The organism is Variovorax paradoxus (assembly GCF_040544635.1).
Taxonomy (GTDB): domain Bacteria; phylum Pseudomonadota; class Gammaproteobacteria; order Burkholderiales; family Burkholderiaceae_C; genus Variovorax; species Variovorax paradoxus_R.
On sequence record NZ_JBEPKJ010000021.1, the window covers coordinates 37,670 to 55,148 of the forward strand.

Here is a 17,479-nt window from a genome sequence, read left to right on the forward strand (position 1 = left end):
GGGGCGAGCTAAGTGCGTGTGACCATGACCTGGTCGATGCGGTAGCTGTCGACGTCCATCACCTCGAAGGTGTAGCCAGCCCAGCTCACGCTGTCGGTGCGCTTGGGCACCCGGCGCAGCATCACCATCAGGAAGCCCGCCAGCGTTTCGTATTCGTCCGAATGCGGCAGCTCGTCGATGTGCAGCGCGCGCTGCACATCCTGGATCGGCGTCACGCCGTCGATCAGCCATGAGTTCTCGTCGCGCTTGACGATCTGTTCTTCGTCAAGCATCGACACCAGGTCGCCCATCACCGTGCTCATCACGTCGTTGAGCGTGATCACGCCCACCACCAGGCTGTACTCGTTGACGATGATGGCGAAGTCTTCGCGCGCCTGCTGGAACTGCTCGAGCACTTCGGTGAGCGAGAGCCGGTCGGGGATGACCAGCGCCTTGTGCAGCGTCAGGCCCTGGTCGAAGGCCAGCGGCTGGCCGCTCAGCACGCGCTGGAACATTTCCTTGGCGTCGACATAGCCGAGCACATGGTCGATGTCGTCGTCGCACACCGGGTAGGCCGAAAAAGGCTCGGCCACGATGCGCGCCCTGAGCACCGATTCGGGGTCGTCGTGCAGAAACCAGGCGATGTTGTCGCGCGCCGTCATCACGCTGCTCACGAGGCGGGTGTCGAGTTCGAACACGTTGGCGATTACCTGCTGCTCGCGCACCGCGAGCACGCCCGCGCGGGCGCCGGCCTCGGTCATGGCCAGGATGTCGGCCGAGGTGATCTTGTCGTCGCGCGCCATCGGCATGCCGAGCACCTTGAACAGCAAGTCGGTGCAGCGCGTGAAGAACCACACCAGCGGCTTGAAGGCGGTGATCAGCACCAGCATCGGCCCGACCATGCGCACCGCGATGCGCTCCGGGTCGCTCATGCCCAGCCGCTTGGGAAACAGGTCGGCGAACACCAGGAAAACCGCGATGACGATCACGAACGAGCACAGGAAGGCCACGTTCGCCGAGGCCTCCACGCTCATCCAGTTCTCGAAGAAACGCGCAAAGTACGGGCTGAGCGAGCCCTCACCTACAACGCCGCCGAGGATCGCCACAGCGTTGAGGCCGATCTGCACCACGGTGAAGTAGTGGCCCGGCTGCTCCTGCACGCGCAACACGCGTTCGGCCCGTGCGTCGCCCTCGTCGGCCATCTGGCGCAAGCGCAGGCGGCGCGATGCGGCCAGGGTGATTTCGGCAAGGGAGAAGAACGCGCTCATCGCGATCAGCAGGATGATGATGAGCAGGCTGTGGGTCAGGGTCATGGTGGCACGGCGAAGAGTGCCATGGTGCCATGACTCGGCTCGGCAAAAACGATCAGATTCCGCCGTGCGGATGGGTCGGGTCGACCCAGAGCACCGATTCGGGTTTTTCTACCGGCTCGATATCGAGATTGACCGCCACCGCCTCGCCATCGCTGCGGCACAGCACGCACTCGAGCGACTCGGTCGCGCTGGCATTGATTTCCTGGTGCGGCACATAGGGCGGCACGTAGATGAAATCGCCCGGCCCGGCTTCGGCCGTGAACTCGAGCTTCTCGCCCCACCGCATGCGGGCCCGGCCGCGCACGACATAGATCACCGACTCGAGGTGCCCATGGTGATGGGCGCCGGTCTTGGCATCGGCGTGAATGGTGACGGTGCCGGCCCACAGCTTCTGCGCACCGACGCGGGCGAAGTTGATGGCTGCCGCCCGGTTCATGCCGGGCGTCTGGGCCGTGTTGACGTCGAGCTGGTTGGCCGCGATCACGCGCACGCCGTCGTGCTTCCACGCCGATGCGGACTTGCCACCGTGCGCGTGGTCTTCGTGATCGTGGCTCATCGCGGGCCCGGAAGAAAAATCAGGCCGGATTGCTGCCGCCCAGCACCTGCTGCAGCTCGCCCGATTCGTACATCTCCATCATGATGTCCGAGCCGCCCACGAATTCGCCCTTCACGTAGAGCTGGGGAATGGTCGGCCAGTTGCTGTATTCCTTGATGCCCTGGCGGATGCCGTCGTCTTCGAGCACGTTGACGGTCTTGAGCGTCTTGGTGTCGACACCGACCGCCTTGAGGATCTGGATCGCGCGGCCCGAAAAGCCGCACATCGGAAAGCTCGCGTTGCCCTTCATGAAGAGCACGAGGTCGTTGGTCTTGACGAGATCGTCGATGCGTTGTTGAGCGTCGGACATGGGGACTCCTGAAAAAGTGGGCTTGAGGGGATTATTTCACCGGGCGCCAGATTCCGCCGGAACAGCGCGCGATGCCGGCAAGGTCATCGCGGCTTTGAACTTCCGCGAAACCCCGCGTTTCGAGCAGCTGGCGCACCGCGGCGGCCTGGTCGTGGCCGTGTTCCAGCAGCAGCCAGCCGCCTTCCGCGAGGTGCGAAGGGGCGTGCTGCACGATCTGGCGGATGTCGTCGAGCCCGTCGGCCCCCGCCACCAGCGCGGCCGAGGGCTCGTGCTGCAGCGCGGGCAGATGCGGGTCGTCGATGGCGATGTACGGCGGATTGCTGGCGATGATCGCGTAGCCGCTGGCGGCACCGTCGAGCCAATGGGCCTGGCTGAAGCGCACCGGCAGGCCGAGGCGCCGGGCGTTGGCCTGGGCGACGGCCAGTGCATCGGCGCTGGCATCGACCGCGTCGACCTGCGCGTCCGGACGCGCATGCTGCAGCGCCAGCGCGATGGCGCCGCTGCCGGTGCCCAGGTCGAGCACGCGCGGCGCATTGCGACCGTCGAGGCATTCCAGGGCCCAGTCGACCAGCGTTTCGGTGTCGGGGCGCGGCACCAGCACCCGCGCGTCCACCTGCAGGGTAAGGCCGTGAAACTCTTTTTCGCCGAGCAGGTAGGCCACCGGCTCGTTCGTCAGCCTGCGAGACAGCCGCGCCGCCAGCGCGGACCACGCCGCGCCGGAAATGGCGTCGGTGTCGTGTGCCAGCAGCCACGCGCGGTCATGCGGCGCGCGGCCGAGCGTGTGCAGCAGCAGCAACTGTGCGTCGAGCCTGTCGACGCCCAGTGCCACCGCCGCAGCCAATGCCTGCGCCACGGTGGCGGGCGCGTCGGGCACCGGGGTGGGCGGGGTCGTCATCGTCACGCCGGCAGGCTCGATTCGAGCTCGGCCAGCTGCTCGGCCTCGCGCGCGGCGCGCAGGGCGTCCAGCACGTCGCCAAGGTCGCCTTCCATGATCGCCAGCAGCTTGTAGAGCGTGAGGTTGATGCGGTGGTCCGTGAGCCGGCCCTGCGGAAAGTTGTAGGTGCGAATGCGGTCCGAGCGGTCGCCGCTGCCGATCAGCCCCTTGCGCATGGCGGCGTCCTTGGCGGCGCGCTCGCTGCGCTCCTTCTCCTGGATGCGTGCCGAGAGCACCTGCAGCGCCTTCGCCTTGTTGCGGTGCTGGCTGCGGTCGTCCTGGCACTCGGCCACGATGCCGGTCGGAATGTGCGTGATGCGCACGGCCGAGTCGGTCTTGTTGATGTGCTGGCCGCCGGCGCCGCTCGCGCGGTAGGTGTCGATGCGCAGGTCGGCCGGGTTGATCTGCACCGCCACCGTTTCGTCGGGCTCGGCCAGCACGGCCACCGTGCAGGCGCTGGTGTGGATGCGGCCCTGGGTTTCGGTGGCCGGTACGCGCTGCACGCGGTGGCCGCCCGACTCGAAGCGCAGATGGCCGAACACGTCGTTGCCGACGATGCGGATCACCACTTCCTTGTAGCCGCCGAGTTCGCTCTCGCTCTCGCTCACCACCTCGCAGCGCCAGCCGGCGCGCTCGCAATAGCGCGTGTACATGCGCAGCAGGTCGCCAGCGAACAGGGCCGATTCGTCGCCGCCCGTACCGGCCCGGATTTCGAGGAATGCGTTGCGCGAATCGTCCGGGTCCTTGGGCAGCAGCAGGCGCTGCAGCTCTTCCTCTAGCTGGATCAGCTCGGCTTCGGCACCCGCGATTTCTTCCTGCGCCATCTCGGCCATGTCGGGGTCGTCGAGCATTTCGCGCGCGCCGGCAATGTCGGCCTCGCGCTGCTTGTAGCGTTCGTAGCGGCCCGCGATCTGCGTGATTTCGGCATGCTCGCGCGAGATGGTGCGGTACTGCGCCATGTCGCTCATGATGTCTTCGCGCGACAGCAGAAAGTCGAGTTCGCCGAGGCGCTGGGCGTAGCGCTCGAGTTGGTGGCGCAGAAAAGGTTTCACGTCGAAAGGGGCCGAAAAAGAAGGAGGGAGCGCGGCTCGCGGCGGCAAGGCGCGGGATGGCCGCGGCAACGGGCCGGGGCCGGCTGCGGCAAGCGTCGCTAACGCTCTTTGCGCAGGAAGAGCCGCGAAATCGTGTGGGCCGTTTGCTCGCGCGAAGCCGCGTCGCCCGCATGCAGTTCGGCCAGCGCGCCGTGCAGCATCTTCTGCGTGAGCCCGCGGGACATGGCCTCGAGCACCGCGTCGACCGGTTCGCCCCTGGCCAGCAGCTTGCGCGCGCGGGCCATCTCGGCCGCACGCCACTCGTCGGTCTGGGCGTTGAGCTGCTGGATCAGCGGCACCGTACCGCGCTGGCCGAGCCAGTGCATGAAGCTCTGCACACCGGCGTCGATGATCACTTCGGCCTGCGCCACCGCCGCCTGCCGATTGGCTTGGCCCTGCTGCACCACCTGGGCGAGGTCGTCCACGGTGTAGAGATAGATGTCTTCCAGTGCCTTCACTTCGGGCTCGATGTCGCGCGGCACCGCCAGGTCGACCATGAACATCGGGCGGTGCTTGCGCGCCTTGAGCGCGCGCTCGACGGCACCCAGGCCGATGATGGGCAGCGTGCTCGCGGTACAGCTCACCACGATGTCGAATTCGGCGAGCCGCGCCGGCAGGTCGGCCAGCCGCATCGCCTCGCCGCCGAAGCGCGAGGCCAGCTTTTCGCCGCGCTCGAGCGTGCGGTTGGCAATGGCGATCGACTTCGGGTCCTTGGCCGCGAAATGCGTGGCGGCCAGGTCGATCATTTCACCCGCGCCCACGAACAGAACGCGTGTCTGGTGCAGGTCTTCGAAGAGTTGACCGGCCAACCGGACCGCAGCGGCCGCCATGCTGATGGAATGCGCGCCGATCTCGGTGGCGGTACGCACTTCCTTGGCAACCGCGAAAGAACGCTGGAACAGCTGGTTGAGCGTGCTGCCAAGCGCGCCGGCGGTTTCGGCCGCGCGCACGGCGTCTTTCATCTGGCCGAGGATCTGCGCTTCGCCCAGCACCATGGAATCGAGCCCGCTGGCCACGCGGAACGCATGGCGGGCAGCCTCGTCGTCGTGCAGCGTGTAGGAGTGCGAGCGCAGCAGCGCCGGTGCCACCCCGCCGTTTTCGGCCAGCCAGCCCACCGTGTGATCGAGCGCGGCGTGCTCGGCGGCGCAGTAGATTTCGGTGCGGTTGCAGGTCGAGATGATCGCGGCCTCGACCTGCGGATGGCGGCCGGTGGCGAACGAATTGCGCAAACTCTGCAGCGTGGGCGCCAGTTGATCGAGCGCGAACGCGAAACGACCGCGCAGATCGAGCGGCGCGGTCGTGTGGTTCAACCCGAGGGTCCAGACTGACATATCCCCTGATTATAAAATCAGCAGGAGCTATGCGGCTGCCGAGGGGTTTGCCGTGTAATCAGGAAAACCAGAAAGGGCGCCGCGAGCGCCCTTGGCTTTATCTGGCGGGCCTCCATCCCTCTCTTCTCCCTTTCTCCCTCATGTCCCTGCTGGATCTTCTCAACCACCTGCTCAATTTCGTGGCGCCCGCCCTGGCCGTCGGCTTCCTGTGCGCGCTGATGGGACGGGTTTTCGTCCGCCGGGCCGCCGGGGTACCCACCTGGTGGGTTCAGGGGGCAATCAACGCCGGCGTGGGAGCGCTGGTGCTCCTGGGCGGGTTGGTATTTTTTGGGCGCGATGGCGCGATGACCACCTACGCCGCGCTCGTGTTGGCCTGCGGTACAAGCCAATGGTGGGTGTCGCGCGCCTGGCGAGGGTAGATTTGGCGCGAGACAAACGTTACGATTTGCGTGTCAAGATGTTACTTCGGTTAATATATTAATTAAGAAGGTAATTTTTCACACTTGAGAACGGGAAGAGTTGCAGGCAAACCGCCTTGAGAGCATGCGTGGCAAGGCGGCCCATGGACGGTATCGATGTATTTGCATCCCCTTATTGCCAGCGTCCCCCAAGATGAGCGGGCCGCGTTTGTCCAGCGTATAGAACTTCGTTCCTACCGCCGCAACGAAGTCGTGTTGAGTGCGGATGAGTGGACCAACCACGTTTACTGTGTCGCCACCGGCCTGCTTCGGGTGGTGGTGCAAGGAAGCGAGGACAGCGGAGACGTCACCACCGATTTCATCCGGCAGGACGACCTGTTCCTGAATTCCGCCCTGGTCGATGAGCGGTACCAGCCGGGCGCCACGCTGGTGGCGGCCTTGCCCACCTCCCTGTACCTGGTGCCCACGCTGGAACTGCGGGCCTTGTGCGACCGGCATCCGGCGGTGACCATGGGCCTGCTCGAAGTCGTGATGAAGCGCACCACGGTGCTGCGCAGGCAGATCCGGCAGATTTCGTCGGCCTCGTCCGAGCGGCTCATCAGCCGCATCCTGCATGAGCTCACCGTGCTGGCCCCGGGCACCGGGGGCGGCTACGACAAGCGCATTACCCAGTCGGTCATCGCCTCTTATTCAGGGCTTTCCAGAATGCAGGTCAACAAGACCATGCGGGATCTGGAGCGCCGCGGCCTGGTCAGGAGGGACGAGCACGGGGTCTACGTTCCGCCCCACTTCGCCTCGTCGGACTTCCAGGAGCTTCCACCGGGCGAGGCGAGCAGCCCGCCTGCGAACCCGTCCGGCGAGGTCGACCCGTCGTTCTTTTCGGAATTGTTCGAAGCGCCCAAGTCGGGCAAACCGCGCAAGGGCTGAGGCCGCTCGGGGCGGCCCTTTCCCCCGTTTCCCGGCTAGCCGACCGCCAGGCGGGTTCCCGTGCCGCCTGCGGCTCTGCGGATTCCGTCCGGCCCATAAAAAGGCTGGGCGCTGGCCTGCAGGTAATGCAGGGCGTTTTGCGTGAAATCCAACTGGCTGTACACCATCGAGCCGTTGCGGCGGTTGTCGGCCCTGGCCTGCTGCGCAAGCTCCATCAGAGTTCTCCAAGCCGCGAGCGACGCTTCGCCATCGGCGGCAGCAGCCGCATCGGCACCCGCGCGGCCGGGCTCGAAGCCGCGCGCCACCTGGGCCGCCTCGCGGGCCTGGTCGAGTGCCGCCATGCGGTCGAGCAGGCCGGTCTTGCGTTCGGTCAAGAGGGGCAGCTCCTTGAAGCGGCCGTTCTTCATGGCGTCTGCTTCCTGGTCGAGCAGAGACAGGAACTCTTCGACGCAGGATTTTTCAGCCAACAGATGAACCAGCATGGCGGTTACAGCTTTCCGTTTTCTTGCAGCAGTTCGCGCACGCTGCTCAGCAGGCCGCGGGCGATCCGCTCGGGATGAATTTCATAGCGCCCGGCCCGGATGTCCTCGCGGATCGCGGCCACGCGCGCAGCATCGAAGTCGGCGTTGGGCGTTTCGGGCAGCGAATGCACCTGGCCCGACGAGAGCTGCACCACGTCCTTGCCGCCCTGGACGGCATCGGTGCCGCTGGCTGGCGAGGACGATGCGCTCTTGTTCGTTCGGGTGAGCAGTGTGGCCGAAGGGGCGGATGGATCGATTTTCAAGATGGTTCCTCAAAGGGCTGCCTTGTGTATCGGCAGTTCGGGCCGAAACTTTAGGGCATGGCGCATCGCGCCGTGAATTCGGCTACTGCGCCAGCCGGATCTGGCCTTCCTCATCGGCGATGCCGCTGACCAGGCGGCCATCCAGGGTCTTGGCCCGCACCGTCGAGCCCGCCCCGGCGCTGGTCATCGCCCGGGCCTCGGTACTGACACTGTAGCCGGGGCCCTCGGCCACCACCTTGACCGTCTGGCCCTGCTGGATCACGGACACGCTGCGCACCAGCTCGCGCCGCAGCGGCGCACCCGATGCGATGCGGTTGGCGGCCACCACGCCCTGGAGCTCCGCGGCATCGGTGACGACCGAACGGGGCAGGGCGGTGAGATCGCCGGTGCGCGCGGCGAGATCGCCCGCGCCGAAAGCCTGCCCCGTTTCGATGTTTCGCACCGCGACGAAGTAGCGCCCCTCGACCGCGACATGGGCCAATACGAAGCGCGTCCAGGGCTTCTGGTCCGAATCCGAATGGCAGCGCAGGCCGACCGACACCCGGCCCCAGGCTGCGGCGCCGCGAGGCAGAAAAGCCTCGAGCGCATCGCAGGGCGGCAGCGCACCCGAGCCGGGAGCCTCGACGCGGATGCTGACCTTGCCCGGCAAGCCGACGGTCTGCGCCTGCAGAAACTTGTCGACGGCGGCACGCGCGTCGCCTGCGAGCGGCGCTGCGGCAACGGAGGCTGCCGCGGCAAGTCCTGCTGCCAGGGTCGGCAGCACGGTCTTCAGCAGGCGCGTGCGGGAGTGGGTTTTTTCCATCATGGGTGTCCGGCAATTCTAGGAAGACACCCCCGATCCGAAGATTCGAAGTGCACGCCAAATGCCCCTTTGTTCGAGCCATTGCGAAAGCAGTGCATGCATAGACTCGCTTTCCATCAGTCGCCATGCCCGCCAGGGACGCGATGCCACAAATGATGGAAACACATGATCGACAAGCTGGATGCGGCGCTTCGGTTCAACCGCGAAGCACTCAATCTTCGGACACAGCGCCAGGAAGTGCTGGCCGCCAACATCGCCCACGCCGACACGCCCAACTACAAGGCGCGTGACTTCGATTTCGCCAGCCGCCTCACGCAGGCAGTAGAGCAGGGTCGCGGGGGGCAGTCGGTGCAGATGGCCGCCACGTCGCCCCGCCACATCCAGGCCCAGGCGCCGTCTTCGATGCCCGACAGCGACCTGCTGTACCGCGTGCCGAGCCAGTCCAGCATCGACGGCAACACCGTCGAGATGGATGCCGAGCGCATCAACTTCGCCGACAACGCGCTTCGCTACGAAGCCAACCTCACGGTGGTCAGCGCCAAGATCAAGTCGCTGCTCTCCGCAGCGCAGTAAGCCAAGGAGAGCCACGCATGCCGCATCCCAGCGCTTCCATGAACATCTTCAACGTGGCGGGCTCCGCCATGGCCGCGCAGTCGCAGCGCATGAACGTGACGGCGAGCAACCTTGCCAACGCGGAAAGCGTGGCCGGCCCCGATGGCAAGCCCTACCGCGCCAAGCAGGTCGTGTTCGAGGTGGCCGCCTCGGGCCAGCAGGACATCGGCGGCGTCAAGGTCGCCGGCGTCGTCGAAGACTCCTCGCCGATGAAGATGGTCTTCGACCCGAAGAACCCGCATGCCAATGCCGAAGGCTACGTGACGATGCCCAACGTCAACGTGGTCGAGGAGATGACCAACATGATCTCCGCCTCGCGCAGCTACCAGGCCAACGTCGAGGTACTGAACACCGCCAAGACCTTGATGGTCAAGACGCTGAGCATCGGCCAGTAACTCGTACTCCCCCCGTACATCGAAACAAAAAACCATGGCCATTTCCGACACCTCCTCCATCTCCGGACTGAACGCAGCCACCGCCGCAAAGAGCGGCAGCAACGTCTCGGAAACGGACAGTGAACAGCGCTTTCTCAAGCTGCTGGTGACGCAGCTCAACAACCAGGACCCGCTCAACCCGATGGAGAACGCCGAGCTCACCTCCCAGCTCGCGCAGATGAGCACCGTGAGCGGCATCGAGCGGCTCAACACTGCGCTCAGCGGCCTGGTGAACCAGACCGGCGCCAACCAGGTGCTGCAGGCGGCATCGCTCATTGGCTACAACGTGCTGTCTCCCGGCAACTCCATCGGCACCACGGAACCGAAGGCCGGCGAGGAGCCGGCGGCCGTGCCCTTTGCGGTGCAGCTGCCGGATACGGCCGGCAACGTCGAGGTGAAGATCGTCAATGCCGCCGGCAACACGGTGCGCACCTTGTCGCTCGGCTCCATGACCGAAGGCGTCAACGCCGTCAGCTGGGACGGAAAGGCCGACGACGGCACCGTGGCACCGGCCGGCTCCTACAGCTTCACCGTCTCGGCCAGCAACAACGGCACCGCCGTGGAGGCCACCTCGCTGGTCTTCTCGCAGGTGGCCGCCGTCAAGCAGGGCGCCAGCGGCGTCACGCTCGAACTGATGTCGGGCCAGAGCATCGGCCTGGCCGATGTGCGCATGTTCCTCTGAGCACGGACCGCATGTCTTCTTCATCGGCAGCGGCCTGCGCGCCGCAGGCCATTTCCATTTCTTCTTCCTCGCACTGAAACAAGGATTCGATCATGGGCTTTTCTCAAGGCATCAGCGGCTTGTCCGCAGCCGCCGCCAACCTGGACGTCATCGGCAACAACATCGCCAACTCCAACACCGTCGGCTTCAAGTCGGGCGCGGCAACGTTCCAGGACGTGTATGCAGGCTCGCGCGTCGGTCTCGGCGTGGCCGTGTCGGGCATCGTGCAGAACTTCACGCAGGGCTCGGTGCAGACCAGCAGCCGGCCCCTGGACATCGCGATTCTCAACGGCGACGGCTTCTTCCGCCTGAGCAGCCCGAGCGGCGAGGTGATGTATTCGCGCAATGGCCAGTTCACGCGCGACAAGGACGGCTTCATCGTCAACGGCGGCGGCCTGCGCCTGACGGGCTACGGCGTTTCCGCTACCGGCGGGCTCGACGGCGGCACGCCCGGCCCGTTGCAGATCCAGACCACGGCCATGAGCCCGAGGGCCACGACCGCCATCGATGCCACCTTCAATCTCGACGCGCGCGGCACGGTGCCCACCAAGACACCGTTCTCTCCGACCGATTCGGACACCTTCAATTATTCGAACGCGCTCGGCCCGATCTTCGATTCGCTCGGCAACCCGCATGAGCTCGGCGTTTTCTTCGTGAAGTCCGGCCCCAATGCCTGGAACGTGTACGGCGCGGCCGACGGCACCGCGCTGAACGCCGGCGCGCCCATCTCGACGATGACCTTCGACGGCAACGGCAACCTGCTCACGCCCGCGGGCGGCTCGATCACCTTGCCGACGATGAACTTCGGCAACGGCTCGGTGGCGCTCAATTCCACGGTGGACCTCTCGGGCACCACGCAGTTCGGCAACGCCAACGAGATCAAGACGCTCAAGCAGGACGGCTACACCTCGGGCACGCTGACCTCGTTCTCCATCAATCCCGACGGCACCATCACCGGCAAGTTCTCCAACGAACAGACCACGCTGATGGGCCAGGTCGTGCTGACCTCGTTCGCCAACCCCAACGGGCTGGAGCCGAAGGGCGAGAACGTCTGGGGTGAAACGCTGGCCTCGGGCCAGCCGCTCACCGGAACGCCGGGCTCGGGCACCAAGCAGGGCTCGCTCGCCTCCGGGGCGCTGGAGGCATCCAACGTCGACCTGACCTCCGAGCTCGTCAATCTCATCGTCGCGCAGCGCAGCTACCAGGCCAACGCGCAAACGGTGAAGACGCAGGATCAGGTCGTCCAGACGCTGATCAACATCCGCTGAGTAGCTTATGGACCGCATGCTGTATGTCGCGATGAGCGGCGCCAAGCAGGCCATGGAGCAGCAGGCCTCCGTTGCCAACAACATGGCGAACGCTTCCACGCCCGGGTTCCGCGCGCAGATCAACAGCTTTCGCGCAGTGCCGGTGACCGGCGGCGAAGAAGCACCGACTCGCGCCTACGTGGTCGCCACCACGCCCGGTGCCGACTTCAGCCATGGTCCGTTGACCGAAACCGGCCGCGCACTCGATGTCGCGGTGCACGGCGACGGCTGGCTCGTGGTGCAGACGCCCGACGGCGGCGAAGCCTACACCCGCGTGGGCAACCTGCAGGTGGACGCCGAAGGCCAGCTGACGACCATGGGCGCGCGTCCGGTGCTCGGCGATGCCGGCGCACTGGTGGTGCCGCCCGGCTCCACCGTCTCGATTGCCGCCAACGGCCTGGTCACGGCGCGCGGTGCCGGCGATCCGGCCATCGGCATCGCCGAGGTCGGCCGCCTGAAATTGGTCAACCCGCCCATTGCGGACCTGGTGCGCGGCGACGACGGCCTGTTCCGCATGCGCGAGGGCCTGCAGCCGGCGGAAGCCGACGCCGCAGTGACCGTGACCACCGGCGCCGTCGAGGGCAGCAACGTCAACGGCGTCGAGGCCATGGTAGCCATGATCGCCAACGCCCGCAGCTTCGAGATGCAGATGAAGTCGATGCGCACCGCGGACGAGAACGCGCAATCGGCCAACAAGCTGCTGGCGTACGGCTAAGCCTGCGCTCTACACAACTCCCAAGGAATTTTTCACCATGATGCGCTCGCTCTACATCGCCAAGACCGGTCTCGATGCACAACAGACCCAACTCGACGTGGTGTCGAACAACCTCGCCAACGTCGGCACCACGGGCTTCAAGCGAAGCCGTGCCGTGTTCGAGGACCTGATGTACCAGAACCTGCGCCAGGTCGGCGGCCAGACCTCGGACCAGACCCGCCTGCCTTCAGGCCTGCAAGTGGGCACCGGCGTGCATGTGGTCGCCACCGAGCGCATCCACTCGCAGGGCAACCTCACCAAGACCGACAAGCCGACGGACGTCGCCATCAACGGCGGCGGTTTCTTCCAGGTGCTGATGCCCGATGGCACCACCTCGTACACGCGCGACGGTTCCTTCCAGACCGACCGCGACGGGCAGCTCGTCACCGCCAGCGGCTTTCCGGTGCAGCCGGCCATCACGCTGCCCGCGAACGCCACCAGCCTGACCATCGGCCGCGACGGCATCGTGTCGATCACGCAGGCCGGGCAAACCAACACGGTGCAGGTCGGTCAGCTGCAGCTGGCCACGTTCCTGAACCCCGCCGGCCTGCAGAGCAAGGGCGAGAACCTCTATGCGGAAACCGACGCCTCCGGCGCACCGAACCAGGTGAACCCCGGCATCGACGGCGCCGGCATCCTGAGCCAGGGCTATGTCGAGGCATCGAACGTCAATGTGGTGGAAGAGCTGGTGAACATGATCGCCACGCAGCGCGCCTACGAAATCAACAGCAAGGCGGTCCAGACCTCGGACCAGATGCTGCAGCGCCTCGCCCAGTTATGAGCTGCCTCAACCTGCGCCTGGTGCTGTCGGTTGCCGTCGTGCTGGCCTCGGGCTGCGCGCAGGTTCCGCGAGAGCCGCTGGTGCACCAGCCGATGACGGCGCGAGCCGAGAACATGGCTTCTGCGCCGCGGCGTGCGAACGGCGCGATCTTCCAGGAGGGCCCCGGCGGCAGTGCGCTGTTCGAGGACCGCAGGCCGCGCAACGTCGGCGACATCCTGACCATCGTCATCAGCGAGCGGGTCAACGCCAGCAAGAACTCGGGCGCTTCGGCAAGCCGCACAGGCAGCTTGGCCGCGGACTTTGCCGGCGGCATCCCGAAGCTGCTGGGCTCGCTGCTGAACGGCCAGGACGCCAAGCTGTCCGGCGGCAACAAGCTCGACGCCAAGGGCGGCGCGAATGCCAACAACACCTTCAACGGCGTGATCACGGTCACGGTGGTGGATGTGATGCGCAACGGCAACCTGCTGGTCAGCGGCGAGAAGCAGATGGGCATCAACCAGGGCACCGAGTACATCCGGTTCTCGGGCGTGGTGAACCCGCGCACCGTCTCGGGCAACAACACCGTGCCGTCGACCCTGGTGGCCGACGCACGCATCGAATACACGGCCAAGGGCTACATCGACGAAGCGCAGCACATGGGTTGGATGCAGCGCATTTTCCTGAATGTCATGCCGTTCTAGCACCATGAAAAACATCTGCAATACCGTGCGCCGTATCGGCCTGCTGGCGCTGTGCGCCATGGCCCTGCATTCACCTGCCCAAGCGGAGCGGCTGAAGGAACTGGCGAGCATCCAGGGCGTGCGCGACAACCCGCTGATCGGCTACGGCCTGATGGTGGGCCTGGACGGCACCGGCGACCAGACCATGCAGACGCCGTTCACCACGCAGAGCCTGAACAACATGCTGCAGCAGCTCGGCATCACGATTCCGCAGGGCGTGAACATGCAGCTCAAGAACGTGGCGGCGGTCATGGTGACGGCCACGCTGCCTTCGTTCGCGCGGCCCGGCCAGAACATCGACGTGACGGTGTCGTCGATGGGCAATGCCAAGAGCCTGCGCGGCGGCACGCTGCTCATGACGCCGCTCAAGGGCGTCGATGGCCAGGTCTATGCCATTGCGCAGGGCAACATGGTGGTCGGCGGCGCGGGCGCATCGGCCAACGGCAGCAAGGCCCAGATCAACCAGCTGAGCTCGGGCCGCATTCCGGCCGGCGCACTGGTCGAGCGCGGTGTCGAGGCGCCGGTGGGCGGCGAGGGCATGTTCTCGCTCGAACTGAACCGGTCCGATTTCGGCACGGTGCAGCGGGCGGTCGATGCCATCAACCGGCAGTTCGGGCCGGGCACAGCGCAGGCACTCGATGCCCGCGTGATCCATGTGCAGGCCCCCGCGCCGCAGGAGCGCGTCGGCTTTCTCGCGCAGCTCGAAAGCCTGGAGGTCACGCCGACGCAAGCCGTGGCGCGCGTGGTCGTCAATGCGCGTACCGGCTCCGTGGTCATGAACCAGGCGGTTCGCGTGAACGACTGCGCGGTGGCGCACGGCAACCTCTCGGTGGTCATCAACACCGAGCCCGTGGTGAACCAGCCCAATGCATTCTCTGGCGGACAGACCGTGGTCGGGCAGACCTCGCAGATCTCCATCAACCAGGGCGGCGGCGCATTGCAGATGGTGCGCGGCGGCGCCTCGCTGGCCGACGTGATCAAGGGCCTGAACAGCCTGGGCGCCAATCCGCAAGACCTGGTGTCGATCCTGCAGGCCATGAAATCCGCCGGCGCGCTGCGCGCCGAGCTCGAAATCATCTGAGTACCGGCATGGCAATCACGGAAAGCAGAAGCAGCGGCGCGCTGGACCAGCGGCTTGCACTCGACGTACAGAGCGTCGATGCATTGCGGCACACCGTTCGCACCTCGCCCGAAGAGGGCCTGAAGCAGGTCTCGCGGCAGTTCGAGGCGCTGTTCATGAACATGGTGCTCAAGAGCATGCGCGAGGCCACGCCTTCGAGCGGCCTGCTCGAGAACCGCGACGAGAAGGTCTACCTGTCGATGCTCGACCAGCAGCTTGCGCAGAACCTCTCGGGCCGCGGCGTGGGCCTGGCCGAGGCGATGCTCGCGCAACTCAGCCGCGCCTCGGCGTCGGGCGGTGAGTCCGAAGGCGGCACCGAGGGCATGTCGCTCGCGCCCCGCGCGGGCATTCCACTCACGCCGCAGGCGGGCATTCCGCTGGGCTCGTCGCCCTCGTGGTCCTCGTCACCCTCGTCGGCCGTGCCGCCGAGACAGCCGGCCGCATCGGTCGATCTGGGCATCTACCAGCGCAACAGCGATCGCTCCGCGCAGGGCGCCGTGGCATCGCTGCAGGGCAACGTCGACAGTTTCGTGCAGCGCATGGGCGGTTCCGCGCAGGTGGCGAGCGCCGCCAGCGGCGTGCCCGCGCCGCTCATTCTTGCGCAGGCCGCGCTCGAATCGGGCTGGGGCAAGCGGGAGATCCGCGCCGACGACGGCACCCAGAGTTTCAACCTGTTCGGCATCAAGGCCGACCGCAGCTGGAAGGGCCCCGTGGTGGAAACCACCACGACCGAGTACGTGGACGGCGAACCGCAGCGCGTGCGCGCGAAGTTCAGGGCCTACGCCTCGTACGACGAAGCCTTTACCGACTACGCCAAGTTCATTACGCGCAATCCGCGCTACGCCAACGTGCTGGCGGCCGACACGCCGGCCGAGGCGGCGCATGGCCTGCAGAAGGCCGGCTACGCAACCGATCCCCAGTACGGGCAGAAGCTCGTTCGCATCATGCAGAAGTTCAGCTGAAGGAATTTATATGGCAGAGATCATGACCGCCCCACAACAACACCACCGCGGGGCCCCGGCGCCTGCCGCTTCCAGCCGGCTGGAGGTCGTGACCTTCACGCTGGGCCAGGAAGAGTACGGCATCGACATCCAGAAGGTGCAGGAGCTGCGCGGCTACGACGCGGTGACGCGCATTGCCAATGCGCCGGAATACATCAAGGGCGTGGTGAACCTGCGCGGAATCATCGTTCCGATCATCGACATGCGCATCAAGTTCCAACTGGGCGCGCCGACCTATGACCAGTTCACGGTGGTGATCGTGCTGAACATCGGCGGGCGTGTGGTGGGCATGGTGGTGGACAGCGTGTCGGACGTGATCACGCTGAGTGCGGAGCAGATCAAGCCTGCGCCGGAGATGGGCGCCGTGCTGGACACGGACTACCTGATCGGGCTGGGCACGCTGGACGAGCGGATGCTGATCCTCGTGGACATCGACAAGCTGATGTCCAGCGACGAGATGGGCCTGATCGAAAAAGTCATCTGACCTGACGCACACGGAGCAACCGAAATGAAGAACCTGAAAATCGGCACACGGCTTGGCATTGGTTTTGCGCTGGTGCTGGCCCTCATGGCGTGCATTGCAGGCATCGGTGTGTTCCGTTTGCAAGGCGTAGGCACCGCGGTGCAGGAGATGGTGCAACGCTCGCTCGTGAAAGAGCGGCTGGCGGCCAACTGGCTGTTGAACACCAGCAGCAACAGCGTGCGCACCTTCGCGCTGGTCAAGAGCAACGATGCGCAAGTGCAGGAATATCTGCAGAAGCACATGACCAAGACCAGTGCGGGCATCACCGAGACGCAAACCAAGCTCGAGGCCATGCTCGATTCGCCCGAGGAACAGGCGATCAGCGCCGACATCAAGGAAAAGCGCACCCAGTACGTGGGCTTGCGCAACACCATCCTCAAGCTCAAGGCCGAAGGCAAGCAGGACGAGGCCGCCAGGCTCACCAACGACAAGCTGGTGCCGATGCTCGACGTGTACGACGCGAGCATTCGCAGCATGCTGACGCACCAGGCCGAGCGCATCGACAAGGCGGCCGAGGCCGTGGACAGCCTGAACCGCGCGGGCCGCGCCAACGTGATCGTGTTGGCCGTGATCGCGCTGCTGCTCGGTGCCGTGCTCGCATGGCTCTTGACGCGCAGCATCACGCGCCCGCTGAACGAAGCGGTGCGGGTGGCGCAAACCGTGGCGGACGGCGACCTCACCAGCCACATCGAATCGTCGTCCACCGACGAAACGGGTCAGCTGATGCAGGCGTTGAAGAACATGAACACGAGCCTGGCCGCCGTGGTCGGCGGTGTGCGCACCGGCACCGACGCCATCGCCACCGCCTCGGGCCAGATTGCCGCAGGCAACCAGGACCTGTCTTCGCGCACCGAGGAGCAAGCCAGTTCGCTGGAAGAGACCGCCGCCTCGATGGAAGAGCTCACCTCGACCGTCAAGCAGAACGCCGACAACGCCCGCCAGGCCAATCAACTCGCGCTCTCGGCCTCCGAAGTGGCCATCAAGGGCGGCAACGTCGTGGGCCAGGTGGTCGACACCATGGC

General features: G+C 66.0%; 22 protein-coding genes. 13 read left to right on the top strand and 9 right to left on the bottom strand.

Translation table 11 applies throughout. The annotated features are described in order from the left end of the window. Nucleotides 1-8: 8 nt before the first annotated feature. The 6 genes from ABIC94_RS26670 to hemA form a co-directional block, all read right to left on the bottom strand. Nucleotides 9-1,292, bottom strand: coding sequence for a hemolysin family protein (locus tag ABIC94_RS26670; RefSeq protein WP_354376050.1), 1,284 nt, complete (start codon nucleotides 1,290-1,292; stop codon nucleotides 9-11). A 52-nt stretch (nucleotides 1,293-1,344) separates the two neighbouring features. Further along, a complete protein-coding gene (locus tag ABIC94_RS26675) occupies nucleotides 1,345-1,848 on the bottom strand; it encodes a cupin domain-containing protein (protein ID WP_354376052.1) in 504 nt (167 codons plus the stop codon). Between the two features lie 19 nt (nucleotides 1,849-1,867). Further along, on the bottom strand, nucleotides 1,868-2,197 hold the full coding sequence (gene grxD, locus ABIC94_RS26680) for a Grx4 family monothiol glutaredoxin (RefSeq protein WP_124960760.1): 330 nt from the start codon (nucleotides 2,195-2,197) through the stop codon (nucleotides 1,868-1,870). A 31-nt stretch (nucleotides 2,198-2,228) separates the two neighbouring features. Then, nucleotides 2,229-3,092: a peptide chain release factor N(5)-glutamine methyltransferase gene (gene prmC / locus ABIC94_RS26685; RefSeq protein ID WP_354376071.1), complete on the bottom strand. Its 864-nt coding sequence runs from the start codon at nucleotides 3,090-3,092 to the stop codon at nucleotides 2,229-2,231. A 2-nt stretch (nucleotides 3,093-3,094) separates the two neighbouring features. Continuing rightward, nucleotides 3,095-4,183, bottom strand: coding sequence for a peptide chain release factor 1 (prfA, locus tag ABIC94_RS26690; RefSeq protein ID WP_354376053.1), 1,089 nt, complete (start codon nucleotides 4,181-4,183; stop codon nucleotides 3,095-3,097). Between the two features lie 98 nt (nucleotides 4,184-4,281). Then, on the bottom strand, nucleotides 4,282-5,553 hold the full coding sequence (hemA, locus tag ABIC94_RS26695; protein ID WP_354376054.1) for a glutamyl-tRNA reductase: 1,272 nt from the start codon (nucleotides 5,551-5,553) through the stop codon (nucleotides 4,282-4,284). 140 nt (nucleotides 5,554-5,693) lie between these two features. Here hemA and ABIC94_RS26700 point away from each other — a divergent pair, with 140 nt between their 5' ends. Together ABIC94_RS26700 and ABIC94_RS26705 are read left to right on the top strand one after the other, a co-directional pair. Continuing rightward, nucleotides 5,694-5,972, top strand: coding sequence for a hypothetical protein (locus tag ABIC94_RS26700; protein ID WP_354376055.1), 279 nt, complete (start codon nucleotides 5,694-5,696; stop codon nucleotides 5,970-5,972). Nucleotides 5,973-6,128: 156 nt separating this feature from the next. Then, nucleotides 6,129-6,899 carry a Crp/Fnr family transcriptional regulator gene (locus ABIC94_RS26705; RefSeq protein WP_354376056.1) on the top strand — a complete coding sequence of 257 codons (771 nt, stop codon included), beginning with the start codon at nucleotides 6,129-6,131 and terminating at the stop codon, nucleotides 6,897-6,899. A gap of 35 nt (nucleotides 6,900-6,934) precedes the next feature. On the opposite strand, the gene ABIC94_RS26710 is transcribed toward ABIC94_RS26705, so the two are convergent. The 3 genes from ABIC94_RS26710 to flgA all read right to left on the bottom strand — a co-directional run bounded on the left by ABIC94_RS26710 (nucleotide 6,935) and on the right by flgA (nucleotide 8,485). Next, nucleotides 6,935-7,381: a flagella synthesis protein FlgN gene (locus ABIC94_RS26710; RefSeq protein WP_354376057.1), complete on the bottom strand. Its 447-nt coding sequence runs from the start codon at nucleotides 7,379-7,381 to the stop codon at nucleotides 6,935-6,937. A gap of 5 nt (nucleotides 7,382-7,386) precedes the next feature. After that, on the bottom strand, nucleotides 7,387-7,683 hold the full coding sequence (flgM, locus tag ABIC94_RS26715) for a flagellar biosynthesis anti-sigma factor FlgM (protein WP_354376058.1): 297 nt from the start codon (nucleotides 7,681-7,683) through the stop codon (nucleotides 7,387-7,389). An 82-nt stretch (nucleotides 7,684-7,765) separates the two neighbouring features. Then, nucleotides 7,766-8,485: a flagellar basal body P-ring formation chaperone FlgA gene (gene flgA, locus ABIC94_RS26720; protein ID WP_354376059.1), complete on the bottom strand. Its 720-nt coding sequence runs from the start codon at nucleotides 8,483-8,485 to the stop codon at nucleotides 7,766-7,768. A 165-nt stretch (nucleotides 8,486-8,650) separates the two neighbouring features. Between flgA and flgB the strand changes: the two genes are divergently transcribed. The 11 genes from flgB to ABIC94_RS26775 all read left to right on the top strand — a co-directional run. Continuing rightward, nucleotides 8,651-9,058, top strand: coding sequence for a flagellar basal body rod protein FlgB (gene flgB / locus ABIC94_RS26725; RefSeq protein ID WP_354376060.1), 408 nt, complete (start codon nucleotides 8,651-8,653; stop codon nucleotides 9,056-9,058). Nucleotides 9,059-9,096: 38 nt separating this feature from the next. Then, nucleotides 9,097-9,492, top strand: a complete 396-nt coding sequence (flgC, locus tag ABIC94_RS26730; protein ID WP_354376072.1) for a flagellar basal body rod protein FlgC — start codon at nucleotides 9,097-9,099, stop codon at nucleotides 9,490-9,492. A gap of 34 nt (nucleotides 9,493-9,526) precedes the next feature. Continuing rightward, nucleotides 9,527-10,213 carry a flagellar hook assembly protein FlgD gene (locus ABIC94_RS26735; RefSeq protein ID WP_354376061.1) on the top strand — a complete coding sequence of 229 codons (687 nt, stop codon included), beginning with the start codon at nucleotides 9,527-9,529 and terminating at the stop codon, nucleotides 10,211-10,213. A gap of 92 nt (nucleotides 10,214-10,305) precedes the next feature. Next, nucleotides 10,306-11,520, top strand: coding sequence for a flagellar hook protein FlgE (gene flgE / locus ABIC94_RS26740; RefSeq protein WP_354376062.1), 1,215 nt, complete (start codon nucleotides 10,306-10,308; stop codon nucleotides 11,518-11,520). Nucleotides 11,521-11,527: 7 nt separating this feature from the next. Continuing rightward, nucleotides 11,528-12,274 (top strand): flagellar basal body rod protein FlgF, encoded by a 747-nt coding sequence (locus tag ABIC94_RS26745; protein WP_354376063.1) that lies wholly within the window; start codon nucleotides 11,528-11,530, stop codon nucleotides 12,272-12,274. 37 nt (nucleotides 12,275-12,311) lie between these two features. Beyond that, nucleotides 12,312-13,094: a flagellar basal-body rod protein FlgG gene (gene flgG, locus ABIC94_RS26750; RefSeq protein ID WP_124960772.1), complete on the top strand. Its 783-nt coding sequence runs from the start codon at nucleotides 12,312-12,314 to the stop codon at nucleotides 13,092-13,094. Continuing rightward, nucleotides 13,091-13,774 (top strand): flagellar basal body L-ring protein FlgH, encoded by a 684-nt coding sequence (locus tag ABIC94_RS26755; RefSeq protein ID WP_354376064.1) that lies wholly within the window; start codon nucleotides 13,091-13,093, stop codon nucleotides 13,772-13,774. Before flgG ends, ABIC94_RS26755 begins: the two co-directional genes overlap by 4 nt. A 4-nt stretch (nucleotides 13,775-13,778) precedes the next feature. Next, the gene (locus ABIC94_RS26760) at nucleotides 13,779-14,894 is read left to right on the top strand and encodes a flagellar basal body P-ring protein FlgI (protein WP_436318109.1); all 1,116 of its coding nucleotides are present in this window, start codon (nucleotides 13,779-13,781) and stop codon (nucleotides 14,892-14,894) included. An 8-nt stretch (nucleotides 14,895-14,902) separates the two neighbouring features. After that, the gene (flgJ, locus tag ABIC94_RS26765) at nucleotides 14,903-15,895 is read left to right on the top strand and encodes a flagellar assembly peptidoglycan hydrolase FlgJ (RefSeq protein ID WP_354376065.1); all 993 of its coding nucleotides are present in this window, start codon (nucleotides 14,903-14,905) and stop codon (nucleotides 15,893-15,895) included. A 22-nt stretch (nucleotides 15,896-15,917) separates the two neighbouring features. Then, on the top strand, nucleotides 15,918-16,418 hold the full coding sequence (locus tag ABIC94_RS26770; RefSeq protein ID WP_354376066.1) for a chemotaxis protein CheW: 501 nt from the start codon (nucleotides 15,918-15,920) through the stop codon (nucleotides 16,416-16,418). Between the two features lie 24 nt (nucleotides 16,419-16,442). Then, nucleotides 16,443-17,479: methyl-accepting chemotaxis protein (locus tag ABIC94_RS26775; protein ID WP_354376067.1), on the top strand; the 1,037-nt coding region annotated here is incomplete at its 3' end.

Coding starts and splice junctions, on each gene's coding strand:
- ABIC94_RS26670 (WP_354376050.1), bottom strand. CDS start 1,292: ATGACCCTGACCCACAGCCTGCTCATCATCATCCTGCTGATCGCGATG.
- ABIC94_RS26675 (WP_354376052.1), bottom strand. CDS start 1,848: ATGAGCCACGATCACGAAGACCACGCGCACGGTGGCAAGTCCGCATCG.
- grxD (WP_124960760.1), bottom strand. CDS start 2,197: ATGTCCGACGCTCAACAACGCATCGACGATCTCGTCAAGACCAACGAC.
- prmC (WP_354376071.1), bottom strand. CDS start 3,092: ATGACGACCCCGCCCACCCCGGTGCCCGACGCGCCCGCCACCGTGGCG.
- hemA (WP_354376054.1), bottom strand. CDS start 5,553: ATGTCAGTCTGGACCCTCGGGTTGAACCACACGACCGCGCCGCTCGAT.
- ABIC94_RS26700 (WP_354376055.1), top strand. CDS start 5,694: ATGTCCCTGCTGGATCTTCTCAACCACCTGCTCAATTTCGTGGCGCCC.
- ABIC94_RS26705 (WP_354376056.1), top strand. CDS start 6,129: ATGTATTTGCATCCCCTTATTGCCAGCGTCCCCCAAGATGAGCGGGCC.
- ABIC94_RS26710 (WP_354376057.1), bottom strand. CDS start 7,381: ATGCTGGTTCATCTGTTGGCTGAAAAATCCTGCGTCGAAGAGTTCCTG.
- flgA (WP_354376059.1), bottom strand. CDS start 8,485: ATGGAAAAAACCCACTCCCGCACGCGCCTGCTGAAGACCGTGCTGCCG.
- flgB (WP_354376060.1), top strand. CDS start 8,651: ATGATCGACAAGCTGGATGCGGCGCTTCGGTTCAACCGCGAAGCACTC.
- flgC (WP_354376072.1), top strand. CDS start 9,097: ATGAACATCTTCAACGTGGCGGGCTCCGCCATGGCCGCGCAGTCGCAG.
- ABIC94_RS26735 (WP_354376061.1), top strand. CDS start 9,527: ATGGCCATTTCCGACACCTCCTCCATCTCCGGACTGAACGCAGCCACC.
- flgE (WP_354376062.1), top strand. CDS start 10,306: ATGGGCTTTTCTCAAGGCATCAGCGGCTTGTCCGCAGCCGCCGCCAAC.
- ABIC94_RS26745 (WP_354376063.1), top strand. CDS start 11,528: ATGGACCGCATGCTGTATGTCGCGATGAGCGGCGCCAAGCAGGCCATG.
- flgG (WP_124960772.1), top strand. CDS start 12,312: ATGATGCGCTCGCTCTACATCGCCAAGACCGGTCTCGATGCACAACAG.
- ABIC94_RS26755 (WP_354376064.1), top strand. CDS start 13,091: ATGAGCTGCCTCAACCTGCGCCTGGTGCTGTCGGTTGCCGTCGTGCTG.
- ABIC94_RS26760 (WP_436318109.1), top strand. CDS start 13,779: ATGAAAAACATCTGCAATACCGTGCGCCGTATCGGCCTGCTGGCGCTG.
- flgJ (WP_354376065.1), top strand. CDS start 14,903: ATGGCAATCACGGAAAGCAGAAGCAGCGGCGCGCTGGACCAGCGGCTT.
- ABIC94_RS26770 (WP_354376066.1), top strand. CDS start 15,918: ATGACCGCCCCACAACAACACCACCGCGGGGCCCCGGCGCCTGCCGCT.